General features: G+C 72.0%; 22 protein-coding genes and 1 tRNA gene. 6 read left to right on the plus strand and 17 right to left on the minus strand.

Features of this window, described 5'->3' with window-relative positions:
• Window positions 1-124: 124 nt before the first annotated feature.
• The 3 genes from DEJ31_RS04120 to DEJ31_RS04130 form a co-directional block, all read right to left on the minus strand.
• Window positions 125-1,513 (minus strand): PhoH family protein, encoded by a 1,389-nt coding sequence (locus DEJ31_RS04120; protein ID WP_375334555.1) that lies wholly within the window; start codon window positions 1,511-1,513, stop codon window positions 125-127.
• Between the two features lie 552 nt (window positions 1,514-2,065).
• Window positions 2,066-3,178, minus strand: a complete 1,113-nt coding sequence (locus DEJ31_RS04125) for an aminotransferase class V-fold PLP-dependent enzyme (protein WP_111044628.1) — start codon at window positions 3,176-3,178, stop codon at window positions 2,066-2,068.
• 151 nt (window positions 3,179-3,329) lie between these two features.
• Entirely contained in the window at window positions 3,330-4,115 is a 786-nt protein-coding gene (locus tag DEJ31_RS04130) for an isoprenyl transferase (RefSeq protein WP_181427411.1), read from the minus strand.
• A gap of 75 nt (window positions 4,116-4,190) precedes the next feature.
• Here DEJ31_RS04130 and DEJ31_RS04135 point away from each other — a divergent pair, with 75 nt between their 5' ends.
• A complete protein-coding gene (locus tag DEJ31_RS04135) occupies window positions 4,191-4,913 on the plus strand; it encodes a hemolysin III family protein (RefSeq protein ID WP_110903398.1) in 723 nt (240 codons plus the stop codon).
• A 181-nt stretch (window positions 4,914-5,094) separates the two neighbouring features.
• Here DEJ31_RS04135 and DEJ31_RS04140 read toward each other — a convergent pair whose 3' ends face one another.
• Window positions 5,095-5,403 carry a hypothetical protein gene (locus tag DEJ31_RS04140; protein WP_110903341.1) on the minus strand — a complete coding sequence of 103 codons (309 nt, stop codon included), beginning with the start codon at window positions 5,401-5,403 and terminating at the stop codon, window positions 5,095-5,097.
• Window positions 5,400-6,290 carry a mycothiol conjugate amidase Mca gene (gene mca / locus DEJ31_RS04145; RefSeq protein ID WP_181433449.1) on the minus strand — a complete coding sequence of 297 codons (891 nt, stop codon included), beginning with the start codon at window positions 6,288-6,290 and terminating at the stop codon, window positions 5,400-5,402. Before mca ends, DEJ31_RS04140 begins: the two co-directional genes overlap by 4 nt.
• 195 nt (window positions 6,291-6,485) lie before the next feature.
• On the opposite strand from mca, the gene DEJ31_RS17115 reads away from it, so the two are divergent.
• Both DEJ31_RS17115 and greA read left to right on the plus strand, forming a co-directional pair.
• Window positions 6,486-6,845 (plus strand): DUF4307 domain-containing protein, encoded by a 360-nt coding sequence (locus DEJ31_RS17115; RefSeq protein WP_181421540.1) that lies wholly within the window; start codon window positions 6,486-6,488, stop codon window positions 6,843-6,845.
• 102 nt (window positions 6,846-6,947) lie between these two features.
• Window positions 6,948-7,436, plus strand: coding sequence for a transcription elongation factor GreA (gene greA, locus DEJ31_RS04155; RefSeq protein ID WP_110903343.1), 489 nt, complete (start codon window positions 6,948-6,950; stop codon window positions 7,434-7,436).
• 103 nt (window positions 7,437-7,539) lie between these two features.
• Here the strand turns inward: greA and DEJ31_RS04160 are convergent, their stop codons facing one another.
• The 3 genes from DEJ31_RS04160 to DEJ31_RS04170 all read right to left on the minus strand — a co-directional run bounded on the left by DEJ31_RS04160 (window position 7,540) and on the right by DEJ31_RS04170 (window position 10,413).
• Entirely contained in the window at window positions 7,540-7,773 is a 234-nt protein-coding gene (locus DEJ31_RS04160) for a DUF6611 family protein (RefSeq protein ID WP_110903344.1), read from the minus strand.
• Between the two features lie 92 nt (window positions 7,774-7,865).
• Window positions 7,866-9,110 (minus strand): threonine ammonia-lyase, encoded by a 1,245-nt coding sequence (gene ilvA, locus DEJ31_RS04165; RefSeq protein ID WP_110903400.1) that lies wholly within the window; start codon window positions 9,108-9,110, stop codon window positions 7,866-7,868.
• Between the two features lie 46 nt (window positions 9,111-9,156).
• Window positions 9,157-10,413: an AI-2E family transporter gene (locus DEJ31_RS04170; protein ID WP_258366136.1), complete on the minus strand. Its 1,257-nt coding sequence runs from the start codon at window positions 10,411-10,413 to the stop codon at window positions 9,157-9,159.
• 106 nt (window positions 10,414-10,519) lie between these two features.
• Between DEJ31_RS04170 and DEJ31_RS04175 the strand changes: the two genes are divergently transcribed.
• Window positions 10,520-11,785, plus strand: a complete 1,266-nt coding sequence (locus DEJ31_RS04175) for a winged helix-turn-helix domain-containing protein (RefSeq protein ID WP_111121258.1) — start codon at window positions 10,520-10,522, stop codon at window positions 11,783-11,785.
• A 54-nt stretch (window positions 11,786-11,839) separates the two neighbouring features.
• Here the strand turns inward: DEJ31_RS04175 and DEJ31_RS04180 are convergent, their stop codons facing one another.
• Complete coding sequence (locus DEJ31_RS04180; RefSeq protein WP_110903347.1) at window positions 11,840-12,421, minus strand: LemA family protein; 582 nt, start codon at window positions 12,419-12,421, stop codon at window positions 11,840-11,842.
• A 280-nt stretch (window positions 12,422-12,701) separates the two neighbouring features.
• Here DEJ31_RS04180 and DEJ31_RS17705 point away from each other — a divergent pair, with 280 nt between their 5' ends.
• A complete protein-coding gene (locus tag DEJ31_RS17705) occupies window positions 12,702-15,068 on the plus strand; it encodes an Ig-like domain-containing protein (protein WP_111121259.1) in 2,367 nt (788 codons plus the stop codon).
• Between the two features lie 146 nt (window positions 15,069-15,214).
• Here the strand turns inward: DEJ31_RS17705 and DEJ31_RS04190 are convergent, their stop codons facing one another.
• From DEJ31_RS04190 to DEJ31_RS04225, 8 genes are all read right to left on the minus strand, one after another.
• Window positions 15,215-16,537: a threonine/serine exporter family protein gene (locus DEJ31_RS04190; protein WP_181427409.1), complete on the minus strand. Its 1,323-nt coding sequence runs from the start codon at window positions 16,535-16,537 to the stop codon at window positions 15,215-15,217.
• Window positions 16,538-16,654: 117 nt separating this feature from the next.
• A tRNA-Leu gene (locus tag DEJ31_RS04195) sits at window positions 16,655-16,728 on the minus strand.
• A gap of 94 nt (window positions 16,729-16,822) precedes the next feature.
• Window positions 16,823-18,295 (minus strand): NAD(P)/FAD-dependent oxidoreductase, encoded by a 1,473-nt coding sequence (locus tag DEJ31_RS04200; RefSeq protein WP_110903349.1) that lies wholly within the window; start codon window positions 18,293-18,295, stop codon window positions 16,823-16,825.
• Window positions 18,296-18,339: 44 nt separating this feature from the next.
• Entirely contained in the window at window positions 18,340-18,888 is a 549-nt protein-coding gene (locus DEJ31_RS04205) for a DUF501 domain-containing protein (RefSeq protein ID WP_110903350.1), read from the minus strand.
• Window positions 18,889-18,923: 35 nt separating this feature from the next.
• Window positions 18,924-19,463: a septum formation initiator family protein gene (locus tag DEJ31_RS04210; protein ID WP_258366137.1), complete on the minus strand. Its 540-nt coding sequence runs from the start codon at window positions 19,461-19,463 to the stop codon at window positions 18,924-18,926.
• A gap of 347 nt (window positions 19,464-19,810) precedes the next feature.
• Window positions 19,811-21,094: a phosphopyruvate hydratase gene (gene eno / locus DEJ31_RS04215; protein ID WP_111044623.1), complete on the minus strand. Its 1,284-nt coding sequence runs from the start codon at window positions 21,092-21,094 to the stop codon at window positions 19,811-19,813.
• 97 nt (window positions 21,095-21,191) lie between these two features.
• On the minus strand, window positions 21,192-22,436 hold the full coding sequence (hisS, locus tag DEJ31_RS04220; protein ID WP_111121260.1) for a histidine--tRNA ligase: 1,245 nt from the start codon (window positions 22,434-22,436) through the stop codon (window positions 21,192-21,194).
• Window positions 22,437-22,652: 216 nt separating this feature from the next.
• The gene (locus DEJ31_RS04225; protein ID WP_181433450.1) at window positions 22,653-23,474 is read right to left on the minus strand and encodes a MazG family protein; all 822 of its coding nucleotides are present in this window, start codon (window positions 23,472-23,474) and stop codon (window positions 22,653-22,655) included.
• 127 nt (window positions 23,475-23,601) lie between these two features.
• Between DEJ31_RS04225 and nhaA the strand changes: the two genes are divergently transcribed.
• Window positions 23,602-24,780 carry a Na+/H+ antiporter NhaA gene (gene nhaA / locus DEJ31_RS04230; protein ID WP_111121262.1) on the plus strand — a complete coding sequence of 393 codons (1,179 nt, stop codon included), beginning with the start codon at window positions 23,602-23,604 and terminating at the stop codon, window positions 24,778-24,780.
• Window positions 24,781-24,793: the final 13 nt, after the last annotated feature.

A 24,793-nucleotide genomic window follows, 5' to 3' on the forward strand; every position in this document is an offset into this window, starting at 1 on the left:
GCACAACGGAAACCGCTCCGAACCACGGCATCCCGTGGTTCGGAGCGGTTTCCGTTGTGCCTGTCCGGCCAGCGCCGGCAGACCGCGCCGGCCGCGCCAGCGGCCGCGGCGCGCCGCCTGCCCGCTACGCGAGGTCCGGCGAGTCGAGCATCTCGGTCACGAGTGCCGCGATCGCGGACCGCTCCGAGCGCGTCAGCGTCACGTGCGCGAACAGCGGGTGCCCCTTGAGCCGCTCGATCACCGAGGCGACCCCGTCGTGCCGCCCGACGCGCAGGTTGTCCCGCTGGGCGACGTCGTGCGTGAGCACGACGCGGGAGTTCTGTCCGATCCGGGACAGCATGGTGAGCAGGACGTTCCGTTCGAGGGACTGCGCCTCGTCGACGATGACGAACGCGTCGTGCAGGGACCGTCCGCGGATGTGGGTGAGGGGCAGGACCTCGAGGATGCCGCGCTCGACGACCTCCTCCAGGACGTTGTCGGAGACGAGCGCCCCCAGGGTGTCGAACACCGCCTGCGCCCAGGGGTTCATCTTCTCGGAGGCATCGCCCGGCAGGAACCCGAGCTCCTGCCCGCCAACGGCGTACAGCGGCCGGAACACCATGATCTTCTTGTGCTGCTGGCGTTCCAGGACGGCTTCGAGTCCGGCGCACAGCGCGAGCGCCGACTTCCCGGTGCCGGCGCTGCCGCCGAGCGAGACGATGCCGATCTCCGGATCGAGCAGGGCGTCGATCGCCAGTCGCTGTTCGGCGGAGCGGCCGCGGAGGCCGAACACCTCGCGGTCGCCGCGCACCAGCGACACCGCGCCGGCCGAATGCACGCGGCCCAGCGCTGAGCCACGTTCGGAGTGGATGACCACACCCGTGTTGACCGGGACGCCGTCGAGTTCGGGGGTCCGGATCTCCTCGGTCTCGTAGAGGTCGGCGACCTGGTCCCCGGACACCTGCAGGGTCGTGATGCCGGTGTAGCCGCTGTCGACGGCGAGTTCCGCGCGGTACTCCTGCGCGGCGAGGCCGATCGAGGCGGCCTTCACCCGGAGGGGCAGGTCCTTGGACACGACGACCACGTCGAGCCCGTCGTTCGCCAGGTTCGACGCGACGGCCAGGATCCGGGAGTCGTTGTCGCCGAGCTGCAGTCCGGAGGGCAGGACCGACTGGTTGGAGTGGTTCAACTCGACGCGCAAGGAGCCGCCGTCCCCGACCGCGACGGGGAAGTCGAGTCGTTCGTGTTCGATGCGCAGCTCGTCGAGGATCCGCAGCGCCTGCCGGGCGAAGTACCCGATCTCCGGGTCGTTGCGCTTCGACTCGAGTTCGCTGACGACCACGACCGGCAGGACCACCGCGTGCTCGTCGAAGCGGAACAGGGCGCGCGGATCGCTGAGCAGCACCGAGGTGTCCAGCACGTAGGTGCGCTGGGCGACCGGCGTGGACGAGTCCGCGGCCCGGCTGCTCGCAGCGGTGTGCTGCGGCGAGGTGGAAGACGTTCCGCGAGAGACGTTCTGAGAGGTCACGACCACTCCATCCCCGGGCCGCGCTCGGCCCGGTCATGTCCTTCGACGCGGCCACTGGAGCGGTCCCGGAGCACCGACCGTGGCCGCTCCGACCGGGCGCGTTGCCCGATGTCGCCAAGCTACGACGCGCGGTGCGACGGCACCAGCGACACGCCTGGTCCTGCGGTTACGGTCGTGTGTCGCGTGGCTGAACGTCCGGGAGGCGCGGTTCGGCCCCGCCACGCGCCTCCCGTCCGTCCCGCCACGCCCAGCAGCCCGCGCCGAGCGGTCACGAAACGTCGCTCCCGCCGCCCCAGAGCGACGAAACGTGACCGCTCGGCGGAGTGCCGACGGGGAGTCGCGACCGCTCGGCGGACGCAGACGGGAGGCGCGGTACGGCCCCGCCACGCGCCTCCCGCCCGTCCTGCCACGCCCAGCACCCCGCGCCGAGCGGTCGCGAAACGTCGCTCCCGCCGCCCCAAGGGGACACAACGCGACCGCTCGGCGGAGTGCCGACGGGGAGTCGTCACCACTCGGCGCCGGACGAGGCCGAGCAGAGCCGGACCAGAAGCGCCGGCGTCAGCCCATCGTCGCGTACGAGATGCACGCGTCGCGGAACATGCCCAGCGTCTCGTCCGTGGTGGACGCGAACGCGGACACCCGCACCTCGCCGAGACGAGCGGTCGCGGTGACGCCGTGGTTGTGCATCGCCGCGGTGAGCGCCGTCAGCCGTCCGGCGGCTGGTCGGAGGACGACGATGCCGGCACGCTCGCGGGGGTCGCGGCTGGACTCGACGGGCAGCCCGAACTCGTCCGCCATGTCGATGATCCGGTCCACCCGGTCGGCGATGCGCTCCTGCACGGCGGCGACGCCGACGGCGGTGAGGCGTTCGAGCGAGACGGCGAGGCGGGCCTGCGAGACCGGGTCCACGCGCGACATGGCGAAGGCGGCGGCTGCGGGGCGGACGCTCGGCACGTCGGTGGGCCAGCCGGTCGTGCCGTGCGGTCCGGACAGTGCCGGCTTGACGCGCTCGAGGGCGCGGTCGCTGAACGCGGTGAACCCGGTGCCCCACCCGGCGTGCAGCCACTTCTGGCCGCCGGTGGCGACGACGTCGGCGACCTCGTACGGAGCGTCGACGATGCCGAAGCCCTGGATGGCGTCGACGATGAGCAGACGGTCACCGATCACATCGCGGATGGCGGCGAGGTCGGCGAGGTACCCGGTGCGCCAGTCGACGAGGGACAGCGCGACCGCGGTGACGTCGTCCGACAGACGCTCGCGGATGAGGTCGGGCGTGAGCCAGCCGGCGCCGGACTCGATGACGACGGGCTGCACGCGGCCGCCGGTGGCCGAGGCGGCGCTGGCGAGGGCGAGCGGCAGCGACGGGTACTCGTCGGCGGCGACGAGCACCCCGCCGGTCAGGCCGAACGCGGTGTGCAGCAGGCCGGGGGTGGTGGCGGTCTGCGAGACGACCTGGTCCTCGCGGCGGCGGACGAGCCGGGCGGCGACGGCGCGGACGCGGGCGTCCTGCTCGTCGAGCGTCTCCATGGCCCCGAAGCGCATGTGCTCCTGGATGTGGCCGAGGACACGCTGCTCCTCGAGGACGGCGGTCTGCACGGGACCGAAGGCAGCGTGGTCGAGGTATCCGGGCTCCTCGGCGAAGCCGGCGACGTACTCGTCGATCGTGGTCACGGGGGCACCTTCCAGTGGGCAGAACCCTGTGAGCCTACTGGGACCCGTGCATGCGGGCGAATGCAGTCCGCGGAACGCCAGGAGGCGGATGCTGGCGACCGGAAGCCATGAGGACGTCTCGCTTCCTGTGCGGGCGCTCAGACCTGTCCGGTCAGCCGCCGAACCGGCGCGACCGCAACCCGAAGTCGCGGACCGCCCGGAGGAAGTCGACCTCCCGGAGGTCCGGGTAGAACGCCTCGACGAAGTAGAACTCGCTGTGCGCGCTCTGCCACAGCAGGAAGTCCGACAGCCGCTGTTCCCCCGAGGTCCGGATCATCAGGTCCGGGTCCGGCTGCCCCTGCGTGTACAGGTGGTCGCCGATGAGCTCGGGCGTGAGGACCTCGGCCAGGGTGTCGAGCGTCCCGCCGCCCTCACCATGGCTCCGGACGATGCTCCGCATGGCGTCGGCGATCTCTCGCCGGCCGCCGTAGCCGACCGCCAGGTTGATGTGCAGCCCGGTGTGGTCGGCGGTGCGCTCCTCGGCGGCTGCGAGTGCCGCGACGAGCTCCGGCGGCAGGCCGTCGTTCGAGCCGACGTGCTGGACACGCCAGGTGCGGTGGCGCGAGAGCCGCTCGGCCAGGTCCGCGATGATCCCGACGAGTTGGTCGAGCTCCTCGCCGCCACGACCCTTCAGGTTGTCGGCCGAGAGTAGGTAGAGCGTGACGACCTGGATGTCGAGGTCCTCGCACCAGGACAGGAACTCGGGGATCTTCGCCGCGCCAGCCCGGTGCCCGTGGGCGGCGGTCTCCAGGCCCAGCTGCCGGGCCCACCGCCGGTTCCCGTCGACGATCATCGCGACGTGCCGGGGCTTCTGCGCCCCGTCGATCTGGCGGCGGATGCGGTTCTGGTAGGCGCGGTAGAGGAGCCCGCGTCCCGCCCATCCCAGCTTGCCCGTCACGCGTCGACTGTAGTGCAAGCACCCCTCGTGCTGACTCTCAGCCACCGTCCCGTCCGCCGGCCGTACGGTCGGAGCATGCAGTCAGACCAGGGCGTGCCCGCCCTCCCCCACGTGCCGTTCACGGAGGAGGCCGAGACCACCCCGACCACGACCGGTCCCGCCGACGCCCGCCCGGCATGGCGCGGTTGGATCCACGCCGGCACGTTCCCGTTCGCAGCGGCCATGGGCATCGTGCTCATCACGCTCGCGGCGACCCCGGCGGCGAAGGGTGCGAGCGCCGTGTTCATGGCCACGTCGTTGATCATGTTCGGCGTCTCGGCGACCTACCACCGCTTCCCCTGGCGACCGGTCGTCAAGCGCGTGCTCAAGCGCATCGACCACACGAACATCTTCCTGCTCATCGCCGGCACCTACACACCCGTCGCGGTCTGCGCGCTGCCGCACGAACTGATGGTGATCGTGCTGTGGGTGATGTGGAGCGGCGCGCTGCTCGGCGTCGCGTTCCGCGTCTTCTGGATCGGCGCACCACGGTGGTTGTACGTGCCGCTGTACCTGGCGCTCGGCTGCGCGGCGTTCCTGATCCTGCCGCAGCTCTTCGCCGCCAGCGTGCCGATGACGGTGCTCGTGCTCGCCGGCGGACTGGCCTACATCCTCGGCGCGGCCGTCTACGGCTTCAAGCGTCCGGACCCCTCGCCGACGTTCTTCGGCTTCCACGAGGTCTTCCACGCCCTCACCGTCGTCGCCTTCGCGGCGCAGTGGGCCGGCATCCTGGTGATCGCGCTGCACCCGGTGCGCTGACCCGGCCGCCAGGGGCCCCGTCTGCGCCAGACGCCGCCGTCCGAGCCAGACTGCGCCGATCTCGGCGGCGTCTCGCGCACACGACGGTGTCTCCCGCAGACGGCGGGGCGCGACCACACGGACACGGACGGGAGGCTCCCCACCAGCCGGTGGGGAGCCTCCCGTCCCTCAGCGCGTCGCGTCAGCCGCGCTCGGTGTCGTCGCCGACGTCGGCCCGGCCGTCCTCGGCGACACGACGCGCCGGCTCGTCCGTCACGGCACCGTCGCCGGAGTCGCCGGCGACCTCGGCCTCCAGGCGCTCCCGGATCTCGGCGCGGTAGCGGGTCCGGCGGATGCGTCGGGTCATGTCGACCACCAGCAGGATCGTCACGATGGCGACCAGGGCGATCGCGACGAAGCCGGCGACCCCCGGGGTGACGTCGACGTCCGGGACACCACTCGGGCTCGGACTGGGGGTGGTGGCGGCCAGTACCGCGGCGATGGTGCTCACGCGTGTGCGTCCTCTTCGGATGGGATGCCTGCGAACAGGTCGGACTCGGGGAGCTCGGTGGGGACCCGGGACTCGACGAGCTGGTAGTCCTCGGTCGGCCAGACCTCGGCGAGCAGGTCGTTCGGCCAGAAGAAGAAAGGACTGTCCGGCGGCACCTGGCTGGCGTGTGCGCGGAGCGCGGCGTCGCGCGCGTCGAAGTACTCGTGCACGTCGACGTGCGACGTGGCGAGGTCCGGGCGGTCCGCGAACCGCTCCACCCACTCGCCGAGCTGCTCGAGGAGCGGGTTGTCGGGCTCCCGCTCGCGCAGCGCCTCGTGGAAGGCGGTGATCCGGCGCGGGTTCATCGTGCGCTCGTAGTAGAGCTTCGAGACCGACCAGGCCGGGCCGGCATCCGGGTACGTCTCGGGGTCGGCGGCATCGCGCCAGGCGGCGACCGAGACCTCGTGCGTCCGGATGTGGTCCGGGTGGGGGTACCCGCCGTTCTCGTCGTAGGTGACCAGGACGTGCGGACGGAAGCGCCGGATGACGCGGACCAGTGCCTCGGTGCTGTACTCCAGCGGCACGGTCGCGAAGGTGCCGGGCCGGACGGTCTCGCCCTTCTCGGCGTCGGGCAGACCGGAGTCGTGGTACCCGAGCCACACGTGGTCGATGCCGAGGGCTGCCTGCGCTGCGGCCATCTCGGTACGCCGGAAGCCGGCCATGTCGCGGTGCGCCCGGGCCTTCGCGGTGTCCGGGAGCTGCCCGTTGAGGATGTCTCCGGCCTCACCACCCGTGCACGAGACGACGAGGACCTGGGCGCCGTCGGCCACGTACTTCGCCGCCGTGGCCGCTCCCTTGCTCGACTCGTCGTCGGGGTGGGCGTGCACGGCCAGCAGACGATGGGGCACGGCGTTCCTTCACAGCTCGCGGACTTGCGGTCGCGGGTGGCGCACGGCGAGCGTGAACTACCCTTGGATCAGGATAATCACCCCGGGAGCCCCGAACTGTCCGATCAGCACCACGCCCCAGCAGGCGGAACCGAACGCGGTACGTCCGCCGTCCTCGACGACCGGACGTCGCTCGACGACCGGTACGGACGCAGCGTGGACACCCGGCGGCGCGGCAAGCTGCTCGCCGTCGTGATCGCGGCGGCCATCGCGGTCGTGTTCGCCGTCTGGGTGATCTGGGCAGGCCCCGGTCAGACCACGCACGGGCTCGACACCGACGACGTCGGGTACGAGGTCCTGTCCGACCACAGCGTCGTCGTGCACACCCAGGTCGCCGTCGACCCGGGCACCCGTGTGGAGTGCGCGGTGCAGGCGCTGGACAAGTCGTACACGATCGTCGGATGGCGGGTCGTGACGCTGCCCGCGGAGGATCAGCGTGACCGCTCGATCTCGACGCAGGTGAAGACGACGACGCGGGCGGTCACCGGGTTGATCCACTCGTGCTGGGTTCCCTAGACTGCTCGGAATCACGAATCGAGACCGGCCGCCGGCCGGTCTCGATTCTTTTGCGCCACACGCCGTGACCGGTCCCGACCACCACGGCCGAAGGGAAACGACATGAGCAACGACACGCAGGGCACCTGGCTGACCCAGGAGGCGTTCGACCGTCTCACCGCCGAGCTCGAGCAGCTCACCGGCCCGGCCCGCATCGAGATCGCGAGCCGCATCGAGGCCGCCCGTGAAGAGGGCGACCTCAAGGAGAACGGCGGCTACCACGCCGCGAAGGACGAGCAGGGCAAGATCGAGGCCCGCATCCGGTCGCTGACCGAGCTCCTCAAGCACGCCACGGTGACGGAGGCCGAGTTCGACGGCACCGTCGAGCCGGGCACCGTCGTCACGGCCACCATCGCCGGCGACCCGTCGACGTTCCTGGTGGGCAACCGCGAGATCGTCGCCGAGGGCTCGGACCTCACCGTGTACAGCCCGGTCAGCCCGGTGGGCGCCGCGATCCTCGGCCTCCGCACCGGCGGCAAGACCTCGTACACCGCGCCGAACGGCAAGGAGATCGCGGTCGAGGTCACGAACGTCGAGCGCTACGAGCCCTAGGCCGTCGCTGCCGCCCGGCACCTGACACTCCAGCCCGGCGTGCGCTCTCCCTCGCGCACGTCGGGCTGTTGCGTGTGCGCGCTCGTGCCTGCCCACCGAGTGGTCACCTCACCCCGGTCCAGGCCACCGTGGCCGCTCCCGCCACCACCAGGCCCGCCAGCGGCCATGCGTGCGCGAACCGGAGCAGCAGGCGTTCGTGTCGGTCCGTGCCGGGCGGGTGGACGACGAGTGTGCGGGTCTCCCACGTCGTGCGGCCGACCGGGCGGACGTCGAGTCGACCCGAGCGGTGCGCTCCGTCGACGATCCGCGTCCGGACCCCGTCGACCGTGGCCGACATCGATCTGGAGGCCCGTGGCACGTCCGGCGTGAGCCGGACGCCGGAGCCGGGGCGGGCCTCCAGGACGGCCGCTGCCGCCGCGCGGCGATCCGTCAGTTGGTGAGCTGCTCCGGGCGGAACCCGGCTTCTTGCAGACGCGCCATCACCTCATCCGCGTGGCCGGGTCCACGCGCCTCGATGGACAGGTCGAGGGCCACCTCGTTGATGACGAGTCCCTGGCCGTGGCGGGTGTGCAGGACCTCGACGACGTTCGCACCGGCGTCCGAGATGATCTGGGACACGCGGGCCAGCTGGCCCGGGCGGTCCGGCAGCATGATCCGGATGCCGATGTAGCGCGACGCCGCGACGAGGCCGCGGGTGATGATCCGCTCCATCATGAGGGGGTCGATGTTGCCGCCACTGAGCAACACCACGGTCCTGCCGGTGTCGTGCACGGCGCCGGACATGATCGCGGCGACGCCGACCGCTCCGGCGGCCTCGACCACGAGCTTCGCGCGCTCGAGGAGCACGAGCAGGGCCCGGGCGGTGTCGTCGTCCGAGACGGTGACGATCTCGTCGACCAGGTCGCGGATGATCGGGAAGTTCATGTCGCCCGGACGTGCGACCGCGATGCCGTCGGAGATCGTCGGCGAGGTCGTGATCGTCAGCGGCTCCCCCGCGACGATCGACGACGGGTAGGCGGCGGCGTTCTCGGCCTGCACGCCGATGACCCGGATCTCGCGGCCCAGGCGTTCGGCGAGGCCCTTGACGGCGATCGCGATGCCGGAGATGACGCCGCCGCCGCCGATCGGGACGACGACCGTGTCGACGTCGGGGACCTGGTCGACGATCTCGAGTCCGAGCGTGCCCTGGCCGGCGATCACGGCGGGGTGGTCGAACGGCGGGATGAAGACCGCTCCGGTGCGGGCCGCGAACTCCTTCGCGGCGGACAGCGCCTCTTCGACGGAGTGCCCGCGGAGCACCACGTCGGCGCCGTAGCGGCGGGTGGCCTGCAGCTTGGGCAGGGCGACGCCCACCGGGGTGAAGATCGTGGCGGGGATGCCGAGTTCACGGGCGGCGAAGGCGACCCCCTGCGCGTGGTTGCCGGCGCTGGCGGCGACGACGCCGGCCTCCCGTTCGGCCGCCGACAGGGTCGACAGCCGGTTGTAGGCGCCGCGGACCTTGTACGCACCGGTGCGCTGCAGGTTCTCGCACTTCAGGTGGACGGGCGAGCCGAGCAGTCCCTCGAGGAACTTCGACGTCTCCATCGGGGTGACCCGTGCGACCCCGGCGATCGTCGCGCGCGCCGCCTCGATGTCGGCGAGCGTCGGGATCGGGGGCGCAGTCGTGTCGGTCACGATCCCATCATCGTCGGTCGCGGACTCCGCGGCTGCCACGTGACGCTCAGTTGGTGCTGGCGGTGCCGGGCTCGGCGGCCGGCTGCGCGTCGCTGCCGGGCGCCGGGACGTCGTCGCCGACCTGGTGCCGTCGTCGCCGCAGCAGCTGGATCCTGCCGTGCTGACCGTGCTTCGGGGTCGCCTCGAGCACGTGGTCCGAGTCGAGTCCACGCCAGCGACCGCTCGCGATCGTGGTGACCATCGCGTTCAGGGTGGCGATCAGCGGGACGGCGAAGAACGCACCGGCGATGCCGGCCAGACCGGAGGCTGCGGTCACGCCGAGCACGACGGCCAGCGGGTGCACCTTGACCGCGTTGCCCATCACGAGCGGCTGCAGGATGTGGCCCTCGATCTGCTGCACGAGCAGGACGACACCGAGCACCAGGAGCGCGGCCAGCGGGCCGTTGAAGATCAGAGCGACGAAGACGGCGAGGAAGCCGGTGACGATCGCACCGACGACGGGGATGAAGGCGCCGAGGAACACGATCGCGGCGATCGGGATGACCAGGGGCATTCCGCCGAAGAACAGGCCGACGATGAACGCACCCAGGCCGATGCCGACCGCGTCGACGAAGGCGACGAAGATCTGCACCCGGATGAAGCTCGTCAGGGTGATCCAGCCGGCGACGCCCGCACCGTCGACGGTCGCCCGGGCCTTGCGCGGGAACAGCCGGACCGTCCAACGCCAGACGTTCTTGCCGTCGATGAGCAGGAAGATCGTGGTGAACAGGATGATGAACAGCGCCTCGAACACGTGCGTGGCGCTCGAGCCGGCGCTCGCGACGCCCGACAGGATCGTGCCGGAGTTGTCCTGCACCCACTTGGTGGCCTCGTCGAGCCAGGTGTTGACGTCTTTCTGTGAGATCCCGAATCCGGAGTTGAGCACGAACGACCGGACGTTGCCGTACTGGGACACCGTCCGGTCCCGCAGCGACGGGTACGAGGCGACGATCTGGTCGATCACGAGCCACACGAGGGCGGCCACCGCGGCGAGCCCGCCGAGCAGGCTGATGATGACCGCGAGCCACTTCGGGACGTGCCAGCGCTGCAGCCGGTTCGAGAGCGGCACGAGCAGGGCGGAGATCACGACGCCGATCAGGAAGGGGATCAGGATCTCGCTGAAGATCGTCATCAGCCAGATGAAGAGGGCGATGACGCCCGCGATGACGAGCACGCGCCACGAGAACGCCCCCGCGATGCGCATGCCGAGTGGTACCGAATCCTCGACCACGGGGTCGGGATGAGTCTTCTTGCCCCATGCCATTCCGCCACTGTAGCCACGCGGAACCGGGCAGGTGCCGGTCCGGGCATGTGCGACGTCCGTCCCGGGGCCGGTCCGGGCGTCGGCGGGGATCGGTAGCGTTCCCGTCATGGTCAGGACCACGCTCTCCGCTGCCGAGGCCCGCCGCGTCGCCCTCGCCGCGCAGGGGTTCGGCCGGACACCCTCGGCGGCGGTCCCGTCGCCCTCGACGGCGGTCCCGTCGCCTTCGGGCTCGCCGGCGGTGCTCGTCCCGAACCGGGCGGTGTCGGCCGGCCTCGCCCGACTCGGTGTGCTGCAGATCGACTCCGTCAACGTCTTCGAGCGCAGCCACTACCTGCCGCTCTTCGCCCGGCTGGGTCCGTACGACAAGGGCGCCCTCGACCGGCTGACGCTGACGCAGCGCAGCCCCTGGATCGAGTACTGGGCTCACGAGGCGGCGTTCGTCCCGCGTGATGACCTCCGGCTGTTCCGGTGGCGGATGGACGCCTACCGGCAGCGTGACACGACCAACCCGCTCCGGATCCCCGGCGTGGAACGCACTGCCCGGGTGCGCGACGAGCTCCTGGCCCTGCTCGCCACCGAGGGACCGATGCCCGCGAGTGCGGTCGAACACGAGTCCAACGTCCGACGGGGCCCCTGGTGGGGCTGGAGCGACGTGAAGCACGGGCTCGAGCAGCTCTTCCGCTGGGGTGACGTCGTCAGCGCGGGACGGTCCGGGTTCGAGCGGGTCTACGCCCTGCCGCAGCAGGTGCTGCCGTCGGGGTACTTCGCGACCGCACCTGGCCGGGCCGACGCCGTCCGGGAGCTGGTCCGCCGCTCGGCCCGGGCCGTGGGCGTGGGCACCCGCGCCGACCTCGCCGACCACCACCGACTGCGTGCGGACGACACCGCTGCCGCGATCGCCGACCTGCAGGACGCCGGCGAGCTGGTCCCGGTCACGGTCGAGGGCTGGCGGGACCGGGCGTGGATGCACGTCGACGCCCGGGTGCCGCGTCGGGTCGAGGTCGACGCCGTCCTCAGCCCCTTCGACCCGGTGGTGTGGTTCCGTCCGCGGGCCGAGCGGCTGTTCGGCTTCCACTACCGGATCGAGATCTACACGCCCGCGCCGAAACGGGTGTTCGGGTACTACGTGCTCCCGGTGCTGCAGGACGACGCCCTGGTCGGGCGGGTGGACCTGAAGAGCGATCGGCAGCGCGGCGTCCTGCACGTCCGGACGGCGTGGCACGAGCCCGGAGCCGTGATCGACGTCGAGCGGCTCGCAGCACTGCTCCGGCGGACGGCGGCGTGGCAGGGGCTCGACGGGGTCGAGGTCACCGACCGCGGAACTGCGGCACGCGCACTCGCCGCAGCGCTCGGAGTCACTCCCCGGCCCTGACGGCGCGCGCCGGGGACTCGACGGCGCGTGCCGGGGACTCGACGGCCGGGACCGCTAGAACTGCACCCGCGGCGGCTCGGCGATGGCGGCCGGCTCGGCGGTCTCGAAGAACGGCGCCGGCCCGACGCCCCGACGCTTCGCGATGCTCGAAGCCGGGAACGACTTGACCTTGGTGTTGAGTTCGCGCACGCCACCGTTGTAGTGCCGGCGGGCGGACTGGATCTTGTCCTCGGTGGACACGAGCCGCGACTGCAACTCGAGGAAGGACTGGCTGGACTGCAGCTGCGGGTACCCCTCGGCCACCCGGAACACGCTCTTCAGCGCCTTCTGCATGTGCCCCTCGGCAGTGGAGGCGGCGACGGCGTCGTGCGCAGCGAGTGTCTCGGCCCGGGCGTCGGTGACGGCGGTCAGGACGGACTTCTCGTGCGCCGCATGACCCTGCACGGTGTCGACGATGGTGGGGAGGAGCTCGGCGCGTTCGTGGAGCTGCGCGGCGATCTCGGCCCAGGCCGTGTCGACGCGCTGCTGCAACGCGACGAGGGACTTCTGGCTGGACCAGAACCAGATGCCGATCACCACGAGGACGACGACCACAACGCCGATCACGATGAGCGTCGTGACGAGTCCGGTGTCCATTCGGGCGTACTCCTTTGCGCGTCGGGCCGCAGTTGCGTGCGGACCTCCGCAGCCCGCTGTCGGACCTCAGCGGTCCGGATCGATCTTACCGAGCGCCTCGGAGCGACCTCGCCGCTCGCCGATCTTCACGGCCGATTCCCGAGTGACGCACACCGGGCTCGCGGACCGCGTCCGGAGGGGGCCCCGATCGACGCACGGAAGGGCACGGATGATGCGGAACCGGGGTGTTCCGCCGCGCGGGGTGTTGACCGGAGGGCCCGGATCGCATGGGATGGACAGGATGGACACGGGCGGGGACAACGTGCAGCACCAGGACGTCGGGGGCGACGTCCGTCGTCGACGATCCCGGAGGACTGCCGCCCGGTCGCTCGTCACCATCGTCGGGCTGGTGCTCCTGCCCCTGGTGTCCGTTCCCGCCCTCGCGACGACCACCACGCTCCCCGGCGCCGGGACCGGAGCCGGCATTGGAACGGTGGACGCGCCGCAGCCGTCCCCGACGCAGCCTCCCGTCTACTCCAACCCGGTGCCCGCGCCGGCGCCCGGCCCGGGGGACGCCTCGAGCCCGGTCCCGACGAACACCCCCATCCCACCGTCCGGCGGTACCCCGACCGCGCCGACGATCGTCGACCCGGGGGACATCACGACCGCCCTCGCGCGGTTCGCCGGTCGTGCGACACCGGGCCACCAGGTCCGCGTGGCCGAGCCCGCCGTCCCCTCGGCGTCGGTCTGCCGCGCCACCGCGACGCCCGGCGGGACCTGGTCCTGCGTCGGGACGGTGCGCTCCGGCCCGGCCCAGGTCTTCACCGTCCTGGACATGACGGCGTCCGCGCTGCCGAACGCCGATGCGGCACCGTCGGACGTCATCGTGCCGCCGACCATCGACGCCCGGCGCCCGACCACGGGGACCGTCACCGGCACGGGCCTCCCGGGTGCCACCGTGACCGTCGGCCGGGCCGGCTCCTCCGCCGCGCTCACCGCGGTCGTCACCGCGGCCGGCACCTGGGCGGCTCGATGGGGCACCGGCCCGGGCGCACCGGCCGAGGGCAGCGTCAGTGTCAGTGCCACGCAGACCGCGAGCACCGCGACCGGGTACCGATCGGACCTCCGGAGTGCCGCCTCGGCCGCTCGGACCCTCGTCGTCGACCGGACCGCCCCGGCCGCGCCGCGGATCACCGCGCCGGCCGGATCGGCCCCGGGCAGCACGCAGGGGGTCCGGATCACCGGGACGGCCGAGCCGCGCACCGTCGTCACCGCCTACGTCGACTCGACCGCGGTCTGCCGGGCGTCCGTCGCCGCGGACGGATCGTGGTCCTGCCGCGCAGCCGACAGCCTCCGCGCCGGGTCCCACATGGCCCGTGCGGTGGCCCAGGACGAAGCGGGCAACACCTCGTCCGCGGCGACCGCCGTCGCGTTCCGCGTCTCCCGCGGCGCCTCCGTCGACGCCGCCAGCTCCCCCGGCACCACCCCCGGCAGCGGCGCCGGAGGTGGCGGCGCGCACGGCAGCGGCACCGCCCCGGCCCACGGATCGGGCTCCGACACGGCCGACGGGTCCGGCATCGGCAGGGCCGGAACCGGGTCGAGCGACGACGGTACGTCCGGCAGCGCGCTGCCCGGCGGTGGCGCCGGCGGTTCCGGCAGCCACGGCGGCCGCCCCGACTGGACGGGTCCCGCCGGCGACTGGACCGTCGCCACCGGGTACGACCACGCCGTGCCCACCATCCAGTCCGCGTCCTCGTGGCGCACCCTCGCCGTCGCGGCCGGCGTCGCCGCCGTGTTCCTCCTGCTCGTCGCCGGCCCGGTCCGCGTCCTCGCTGGCGCCCTCCGCGAACGGGCACCCCTGCGGGCCGCCCGGTTCACCGGCCGCAACCGCACCCGCTCCGAACGTCGCCACGGCGACGACGCCGTGGCGAGCTGGGTCACGGTCACCCTCGGGATCGCCGTCGCCGGGGTGCTCACGCTCCTCGGGACCGGCATCGCGCTGGAGGCACGCTACGTCCGTCTCGCGATCGGCGTCGTCGCCGGCGTCGCCGTGCTCAGCGCCGGGGTCGTCCTCGCCACCCGCTGGACCGCGGGCGAGGACCGACACACCGTCACGTACCAGCTGTCCCCCGGCCTGCTCCTCGCAGCGGTCCTGGCGAGCGGACTGACCCGCGCCGCCGACCTCTCCCCCGCCCTCGTCGTCGGGGTCCTCCTCGTCCCGGTCGCCCGCACCGACGGGGGCACCGCCGCCATGCACCTCGGACGGGGCCTCGCCGCGTGTGCGCGGAGTGCGATCTGGCGCTCGGTGGCACTGCTCGTCCTCGCGGTCGTCGGATGGGTGCTGCACAGCCTCACCCCGGCCTCCGGGTTCGCAGGGTCGCTCGTCTCCGAGTTCGCCAGCACCCTCTGCGTCGGTGGGCTCGGTGCTCTCGTCGTCACGCTGCTGCCGCTCCGGGGGACCGCGGGTGCCGCGCTCGCCTCGGTCTCGCGACCGAGCTACGCGGCCCTCACGGCGGTCGGCGTCGGCCTGGCCGCAGCGGTCTACTCCGGCACGGCTGGCACCCACGTCCCGGTCGCCGCCATGGCCACCGGGGTCGGCGTGGTGCTCGTGGCGGCCGCGGCCGCCTGGGCGTGGCTCCGGTTCGACGGGGCCGGCATCCGGTCTTGAAGCGCCCGGCAACAGTTGCCGGTCACCTTGTCTGTCTGCCTGTCGGTCTGTCGGTGTGACTGCCTGACTGCCTGACTGCCGGGAGGCTCGGCACGAGCCCGCCACGGGCCTCCCGTCCCGCCATCGGCGGTGTCCCGGGACCGGGCTCAGTGCGTGGGGGCCGAGCGGGCGAACAGGCCGGGCAGGAGGCCACCGATCTTCGTGCCGACGCAGAGGCTGACGAACGTCGCGAGCGGCGTCGCGAGCGCTCCGGCGTCGAAGGTCGCCACCGCGACCAGGCCGACCGTGCCCGGGACGAGCAACAGGAACGCGGGTCGGAACGACACCGTCGCCGGGATGACCGGCACCATCCGCTCCAGCACGCGCGTCGCGACGAAGAGCAGTGCCGCGGCCAGGCCGGTCGCGACGACGCTGCCGCTGAACGGGGTCAGCCACGAGACGACCGCGTAGGCGGTGACCATCACGACGACCGAGGCCGCGGTGAGGCGCCACCCCGAGCCGAAGACCAGGCTGATGCCGGTCGCCAGGACCACGACGGCGACCCACGACACCCAGAGGGCCGGGACCGCCTCCCAGCCCGCGCGGTCCGTGCCGATGCCGGCGACCTCGCCGACGAGCGCCGCGGACGTCGGGTCGACGCGCAGCCCGGTGACGGCGCTACCGGCCGCGATGCCCGCCGCCATGAAGCCGAGCATGATGAGGCCCTGCATCAGCCGCGCCGAACCGGTGACGATGTCGGCTGCCGTGAGTTCGAGCAGCGCGTTGGTGATGAGCGCTCCCGGCACGAACACCGCGACCGGCGCGCAGACGGCGTAGAGGGGGACGTGGTCGAACCCGGTGCTCGCAGCGACGAGCCCGACGACCGCGGTCGAACAGAAGGCCGCCAGGAACGGGACGACGGCGACGGCCTCCCGGAAGCGCCGGAGCAGCAGCCCGATCACCCCGACCAGCGCCCCGACGACGAGGGCCACGAGCACCGCCCACCACGGGACCCGGAACACGACGGCGAGCCCGGCCGACGTCAGCGCGTTGCCGAGCACCCACGGCAGCGGTGCCGGTGGACGGGTGCCCTGCCGGATGCTGCGGACACGGGCCGGGATCTCGGCCAGCGCGATCGCGCCGCGTTCCAGGCCGAGGACCAGACGGTTCGCGCGGGCCGACTGGCGGAACGACAGTTCGATGCCCTCGGCGTTGACGATGGTGGCGGCGCCGGTCGCGGTCTCGCTGACGATCACGAGCGCCGGCAGCACGCCGATCGCCAGACCGTCGCCGACACCGGCGGCGTCGCGGGTCTTCTCGAGCGCGGACCGGACGTCGGTGACGGAGCTGCCGGCGTCCAGCAGCAGGGTGCCGAGCGTGCCGAGGAGCATGCCGATCGGGACGGTCTCGCCGTCGATGACCTCGACGTGGGCCTCGGGGCGCCGGAGGGCGTCCCGGAGGTTCGTCAGCGCACTCCCGATCCCGACCACAGGGTCAGCGTAACGAGTGGTGGCGTTCCGACGGCGCTGCCCGCCCGGTCCTCGTACCCCCGGTGGGACTCGAACCCACAACTCGGCGATGTTGAGTCGCCTACCCGTCCGTGCTCGTACCCCCGGTGGGACTCGAACCCACAACTCGGCGATTTTAAGTCGCATGCCTCTACCGATTGGGCCACGGGGGCGCACGACCGTGACGGTCGGGCCGGGACAGCCTACCGACGCCGGAGGGCGGCCACCCATCGGGTGACCGCCCTCTCGACTGCGTGCGTGCGGTCTCTACTCGGTCTTCGCCGACTCGCCGGCAGCGACGGGCTCGGCTTCCTTCGAGACGTCCTCGGCCGGCGTCGCGTACGCGGGACCGGCAGCACCGGCGGGCTGGCCGGCGGCCGGCGACTCCGCTTCCGGAGCGGCCTCGACGGCCGGCTTCGGGCGGGAGGCCCAGGCCTCGAAGGCGGCGCGGGGGGTCTCGCGGTCGTCGAGGGACGCGATGTCGCGGCCCAGGAAGAAGTTGCCGACCCAGTCGCCGACGACACGGATCTTGCGCTCCCACGACGGCATGGCCAGGCCGTGGTAACCACGGTGGGCGCCCCAGGCGAGGAAGCCCTTCATCGCGAACTTGCCGGACTGGAACACGCCGATGCCGAGACCGAGGCCCGCGACTGCGCCGAGGTTCTCGTGCTTGTAGTCGACCGTCGCCTCGCCGCGGATCGTGGCGACGAGGTTCTTGGCCAGCTGCTTGGCCTGACGGACGGCGTGCTGGGCGTTCGGGACGCACATGCCGCCGACGCCACCACCGGTGAGGTCAGGGACGGCTGCGACGTCGCCGCAGGCCCAGGCGTCGGCGATGACGGTGCCCTCGTCGACGATGCGGAGGTCGGGCTGCACGGTGATGCGACCGCGGGGCTCGAGCGGGAAGTCGGTGCCCTTGACCATGGGGTTCGCCATCACGCCGGCGGTCCAGATGATCAGGTCGGACTCGATGACCTCGATCGACTCGTCCTTGGCCTTGAGCTGGCAGACACCGCCCACGGCCGAGGCCAGCTGGGTCTCGAGGTGCACCGTGGCACCGCGTTCGGCGAGGTTCTTGAGGACCCAGTGCGAGGTCTCGAGCGAGACCTCGGGCATGATGCGGCCCATCGCCTCGACCAGGTGGAAGTGCGTGTCCTCGAAGGCGATCTGCGGGTAGCTGCTGAGCAGGTCCGACACGAAGGAGCGGAGCTCGGCGAACACCTCGATGCCGGCGAAGCCACCGCCGACGACGACGACCGTGAGCAGACGCTGACGCTCGGGGCCGGCCGGCAGGTTCGCCGCCTTGGCGAAGTTGGTGAGGATCTTGTCGCGGATCGCGGCGGCCTCTTCGATGGTCTTCAGGCCGATGGCCTCGTCCGCGACACCCGGGATCGGGAACGTGCGGGACACGGCGCCGGCCGTCATGACGATCTGGTCGTACGACTCTTCCCAGGGCTCGCCGAGCTCGGGGGTGATCGTCGCGGTCTTGTTCGCGTGGTCGACCGCGGTGACCTTCGCGGTGACGACGCGCGTGGACTTGAGGTGGCGGCGGTGCGACACCACGGCGTGACGCGGCTCGATGGAGCCGGCGGCGACCTCGGGCAGGAACGGCTGGTACGTCATGTACGGCAGCGGGTCCACCATGACGACGTCGGCTTCGCCCTTGCGAAGGTGCTTCTCGAGCTTCCAGGCGGTGTAGAAGCCGGCGTAACCGCCGCCGACGACGAGGATCTTGGGCACGGTTCGTGTTCTCCTTGGGGTGGGGTGAGCTGCTGGGAGGCTGGTCAGTTCTCGCCGCCACCCGCCCCGACTCCGGCGTCTGCATCCTCATCATATGCCCGGCACACACACCGGGAGGGCGACCAGTCCGCGCGCTCGAGCGCGAGGTCACCGATGGGGTTGACGCCGGGGCCGGCGGCGAGGGCGTGACCGACGAGCGCGTGCAGGCACTTGACACGGGTGGGCATGCCGCCCGCGCTGATGCCCGCGATCTCCTCGACGTGCTCGATCGACTCGCGGTCGTCGAGGTACGCCTGGTGTGCGCGGCGGTACTGCTCAGCGGTGTCGGGGTCCTCGAGGAGCGCGGCCAGTTCGGGCATGACCTGGTTCGCCTCGAGGGTGCTCACCGCCGCGGTGGCGGCGGGGTGGCACAGGTAGTACAGCGTCGGGAACGGGGTGCCGTTGCCGAGACGCGGCTTCGTGGACACGACCGTCGGGTTGCCGCAGACGCAGCGCGCCGCGATGCCGATGACGTCACGAGCGGGACGTCCGAGCTGAGCGGACACCACCGCGACGTCGTGGGCGGTCGGCGGGTCGAACGGAGGGGTCGTCACGGGGACGTGAGCCTACCGGACTCCGCGCGCGGCCCCTACTTCGGTGACGAGTCGCTGTCGGTGCTGCCGGTGCGCTCGAGTTCGCTGCGGGTCTCGTCGGACAGACCGGCCTGCATGACGGAGGACAGCAGCGACTGCACCCAGTCCACCTTCGGGGTCTGCACGGTGGAGCTGACCGGGGTGCCGGATTCAGTGGTGGGCGGCGGCGTCGCCGTGGTGCCCTTCTCGGCACCCATCACCAGGTAGCTCTCCTCGCCCGGGTACACGTAGAGCAGACGGTCGCGAGCCTGCGCCTCGATGTACGCCGGGTCGTCCCAGCGGGCCAGGTCGTGCTTCTTCTGCGCCACGTCGGCCTTCTGCGCCGCCACCTGCCGCTGCATGCCGGCGATCTGCTCCTGCTGCTGCACGAGGGTCCGGAGCGACGGCGCCAGGACGACGACGAACAGCACGATGATCGCGAGCATCAGCAGGCTGAAGCCGGAGAAGTGCAGCGAGCGGTACCAGGGCTGCGCGGAGGCGGCTCCCTCGGGCATCGCCACGGGGACGCGGCGGACTCGGGGCTTCTGGCTGGGCACCCGTCGACGATAACGCGGTGCCGGCGGTGCGCCACTCCGGCACGCGCGTGTGCCGGACCCTCTCAGGGACGGCAGCCGGCCGGGAGGCGCGCCCCGGCCCTCCCGTCCGCTCGCCTCCCGTCGGCTCGCCTCCCCGGGCTCCCGCGCCGAGACACGGCCGTGCCCCTGAGACGCCGCGGAGGCCGCGAGACGCCGCCGGGGTCCGCGGCGTCTCGGGCACGAGGCGGCGTCTCGGGCAGACGGAGGCGTCTCGGCCGGGAGGCGCGACCCGCCTCCCGGGATCGCATCGGCCCGACACGGCGGAACGCCGCCCTCCCGGCGGGAGGACGGCGTTCCGGAGGTGCTGGTTACAGCGAAGCCGAGCGCGGGAACGCCGAGCGGCCGGCGTAGACCGCGGCGTCGCCGAGCTCTTCCTCGATACGGAGGAGCTGGTTGTACTTCGCGACACGGTCCGAACGAGCCGGCGCACCGGTCTTGATCTGGCCGCCGTCGACCGCGACCGCGATGTCCGCGATGGTGGTGTCCTCGGTCTCACCGGAGCGGTGGGACAGGATCGCCGTCATGCCGTGGCGCTGCGCGAGCGAGACCGCGTCGAGGGTCTCGGTCAGCGTGCCGATCTGGTTCACCTTCACCAGGATCGAGTTGCCGGCCTTCTCGTCGATGCCACGCTGCAGGCGCTTCGGGTTCGTGACGTACAGGTCGTCGCCGACGATCTGCAGCTTCGAGCCGAGCTCGGCGGTCAGGTGGGTCCAGCCCTCCCAGTCGTCCTCGGCCAGCGGGTCCTCGATCGTGGCGAGCGGGTAGTCGCGCGCCAGGTCGACGAAGTACTGCGTGAACTCCTGGCTCGAGAGCTGCTTGCCCTCGAACGTGTACTTGCCGTCGTGGAAGAACTCGGTGCTGGCGACGTCGAGGCCCAGCGCGATGTCCTTGCCCGGGGTGAAGCCGGCCTTCTCGATCGCGGCGAGCAGGAAGTCGAGCGCCGCGCGGTTCGAGGCGAGCTCCGGGGCGAAGCCGCCCTCGTCACCGAGGCCGGTCGCCAGGCCCTGCTTCTTCAGCTCACCCTTGAGGGCGTGGTAGGTCTCGACACCCCAGCGGAGCGCTTCCGAGAAGGACTCGGCGCCGTAGGGCACCAGGAAGAACTCCTGGATGTCGACGTTGGTGTCCGCGTGGGCACCGCCGTTGACGACGTTCATGAGCGGGACCGGCAGCGTGTGCGCGTTCGGGCCACCGAGGTAGCGGAACAGCGGCAGGTCGACCGAGTCGGCCGCGGCACGGGCGACGGCGAGCGAGGCGCCGAGGATCGCGTTCGCGCCGAGGCGGGACTTGTTCTCGGTGCCGTCGAGCTCGATGAGCGCGGCGTCGACGAGTCGCTGGTCGGTGGCGTCGAAGCCCTCGAGCGCCGGGCCGATCTCGTCGAGCACGGCTTCGACGGCCTTGAGGACGCCCTTGCCGCCGTAGCGCGAGTCGTCGCCGTCACGCAGTTCGTACGCTTCGAAGGCGCCGGTGGAGGCACCGGAGGGGACGAGCGCGCGCGAGACGACGCCGTCATCCAGGAGGACCTCGACCTCGACCGTCGGGTTGCCTCGGGAATCGAGGACTTCGCGTGCGCCTACGGCATCGATCACTGCCACTTGGTACTCCCTGTCGTTGGGTTGTTGTGGTTCACGGTCGATCCTAGCGACGCCGGTCTCGGACGACGGCGGCCTGTGGATGACCGGTGGGCGTCGATCAGGCGAGCGGCCGGAACGTGACGCCGTCGAGCGTCGTCGTGTCGGCGTCCACCGTGGCGAACGACCCGAAGCCCTGCTCCACCAGGCCGGCGAGCAGGTTCTTCATGTTCTTCGTGCGCTTCTCGAGACGCACCCGGTGGTGCGACCCGAGGGCCTCGGTCTTGAGGGCGGCGAGGCGCACCGGGTCGACGTCCTTGTCGTACACGAGCACGACGGCGTCGTCCGCGTCGGCGTCCGGCAGCGTGACCAGGTCGACGAGCCGTTCGAACCCGAGCGAGAACCCGACCGCTGGCACGTCCTGGCCCAGGAAGCGACCGATCATGCCGTCGTAGCGCCCGCCGCCGCCCAGGCTGTAACCGAAGTCCGGGTGCGCGACCTCGAAGATCGTGCCCGTGTAGTAGCCCATGCCGCGCACGAGCGTCGGGTCGAAGCGCACGTCCACGCCCGGGAGGGCTGCCCGCAGACGCTCGAGGTCGGCGAACGCGTCGGCATCCAGCCACGCGGCGCCGCGGACGCTGTCCCAGTCGGCGGACTCGAGCGCGCGGATGGTGTCCGCGAGTCCGGCGCCGTCGAGGTCCAGCGACTCGCCCAGCTCCTTCGCGACGCCGTCCGGCCCGATCTTGTCGAGCTTGTCGACGGTGATGAGGGCCCGGTCGGCCGCGGCCTGCTCCGTGATCCCCCACGAGGCGAGGAGCGCGAGCAGGATGCGGCGGTCGTTGATGCGGATCGAGGTCCCGGCGATGCCCAGGGCGTCGAGTGCCGCCGTGGTCGCGGTGATCAGTTCGATCTCGGCCAGCTGCCCCGGCTCTCCGAGGATGTCGATGTCGCACTGCACGAACTGGCGGTACCGGCCCTTCTGCGGCCGTTCAGCCCGCCAGACCGGCGCGATCTGCACGGCGCGGAAGACGGTGGGCAGCTCGGCGCGGTGCGACGCGTAGAAGCGGGCGAGCGGGACGGTCAGGTCGAACCGGAGGCCGAGGTCGGCGAGGTCCAGGGGTGCTCCGGCCCGCTGGAGGTCGTCGGTGGTCAGGCCGCGCTTCATCACCGCGAACGCGAGCTTCTCGTTGTCGCCACCCAGTCCCGAGTGCAGCCGGGCGGCGTCCTCGAGCACGGGCGTCTCGATCTCGTCGAACCCGTGGCGTGCGTACACACCCCGGATGACCCCGAGCACGTGCTCGCGCCGGGACTTGTCCGCGGGGAGGTGGTCTCGCATGCCCCGGGGGGCCGTCACGGTCGTCGCCATGCCGTCGATTGTCGCAGAGCACGGTGCCCGGTTGCAGCCGAGTGGTGTCCGCTGATATGCTTCATCCAGAACCTCGGCCGATGGGTGCCTGATCCACTCGTCGGTCGTCAGCGGGGGCAAGTGCTGCAATCGCCCACGCGGTTCGAGCGGGATCCCCTGACGACGTTGCTCCCTGGCGACGTCTTCTCCCGCTCGCGGGCGTCCTCCTTTTTCGGGTTAGGAGGACGCCCGCTCCTCGTCACCCTGCTGTGTCTGCGCCTGCGGCTCCTGCCCGGCTGGCACCTCCGGCTCCTGCCCGGACGGTGCCTGCACCTCCGGCTCCTGCCCGGCCAGCGCCTGCTCCGCCTGGCGAGCCGCCGCCTCCAGCAGCGTCACCGCCGCCCGCAGGCTCGCGACCGGATCGACGCCCTGCTCGTGCACCACCGCCACCTCGGCGAGCATGCCCGCTCCCCAGGCCGCGTCGACGCGACTCCCGAACGGCTGCTGCGCGGTCGCACCGGCACCGCCCGTGTCCGACCCACCGACCTGCTCGACGACACTGCCGTCCGTCACGGAGGCCACCGCCGCGTGCAACTCGCCGCGCTCCTCCAGCCGTTCGAACAGCTTCACGGCACGCTCGAGTGGCGGCATCGCCCGCGGCACCCCCGCGTACACGCTGCTGCGTCCGGCCTTCTCCGCGGCCTTCGCGGCGCGCCAGACGCGGACGACGTCCTCGACCGTGTGCGCCTCCTCGTCGCCGAACACGTGCGGGTGGCGGCGCTGCATCTTCTCGCGGACACCGTCGGCGACGTCGTCGAGGTCGAACCGTCCCTCGTGCGCGGCGATCCCGGCGTGCAACACCACCTGGTACAGCACGTCGCCGAGCTCTTCACGCAGTTCGTCGGTGTCGTCGCCGTCGATGGCGTCGACCAGTTCGTAGGTCTCCTCCACGGCGTACCGGGCGAGGCTCGCGTGGGTCTGCTCGCGGTTCCAGACGCATCCGTGCTCCGGGTCGAGCAGGCGGTCCACGACGGCGACGAGTTCGTCAACGGATGTCATGACGCCATGCTGCCACCGTCCGCTCTGCACGGATCGAACACCAGGGTCCGAACGGTACGGTGGTCGAGGCGTGTCGGGAAGTCTGGTCGACGATCCGTTCCCCGTACCCGATCGCCTCCGGAGACGCATGCCCTCCTTCGTCCGTTCCCCTCGTTTCAGCGCCATCGCGCTGCTGTCCGCCGCCGTCCTCGGCCTGGTCGTCGCGAACACCGCCCTCGGCCCCGGGCTCGAGCGAGGCCTCGACTGGCACACGCCGTGGGGAGCGGTCGGCCTGGACCTGTCGATCGCGCACTGGGTCAGCGACGGTCTGCTCGCGGTCTTCTTCCTGCTCGTGGCCGTCGAGCTCAAGCACGAGCTGGTGGTGGGGGAGCTCGCGAACCCGAAGACCGCCGTGGTCCCCGCGATCGCGGCCGTCGGCGGCGTGCTCGTCCCCGCGCTGGTCTACCTGCTCGTCACGTCCGGCACGCAGTACACGCACGGCTGGCCGATCCCGACCGCGACGGACATCGCGTTCGCGCTCGGGGTCCTGGCGATGTTCGGCCGCGGACTGCCCTCGACGATCCGGGTGTTCCTCCTCGCCCTCGCCGTCCTCGACGACCTCATCGCGATCGTCATCATCGCCGTCGTCTTCGCGCACGGCACCGACTTCCTGGCACTCGGCGGTGCCGCGGTCCTGCTCGTGCTGTTCGCGGTGCTCGGCCGTCGTCTGCGCCCCGGTGGCCGTGCGCAGCCGTTCCGCATCGTCGCGATGGTCCTGATCGGCCTGGTCACCTGGTGGCTCGTGTACCACTCCGGCGTGCACGCCACGATCGCCGGAGTGGCGCTGGGGCTCGTCCTGCCCCGACGTCCGGGTGGCACCCTGCACGAGCACGTCGAGCCGTGGTCGAACGCGATCGTCCTGCCCGTGTTCGCGTTCGTCTCCGCCGCGGTGGTCATCCCCGCCGTCGGGATCGCCGAGCTCTCGCCGACCTTCTGGGGTGTCGTCCTCGCGCTGCCGGTCGGCAAGGTCATCGGCATCACGCTCTTCGGCACGATCGCCGGTCGGGTCTTCCGCGGCCCCGGCCGGTCGGCGCTGTCGTTCGGCTCGGTGATGACCGTCGGGGTGCTCGGCGGCATCGGGTTCACCGTGTCGCTGCTCATGAACGAGCTGGCGTTCGCCGCGAACCAGGAGATCGTCGACGAGGGCGTCCTCGCCGTGCTCGTCGGGTCCGGGATCGCGATGGTCGCCTCCGCGATCGTCGTCTCGGTTCGCGCCCGCCGCTACCGCCAGCGCCGCGAGCTCTCCGAAGCCGAAGCCACCGAGTAGCAGGACCGCTGTC

The sequence above is a fragment of the Curtobacterium sp. MCPF17_031 genome, from assembly GCF_003234035.1.
Lineage (GTDB): Bacteria > Actinomycetota > Actinomycetes > Actinomycetales > Microbacteriaceae > Curtobacterium.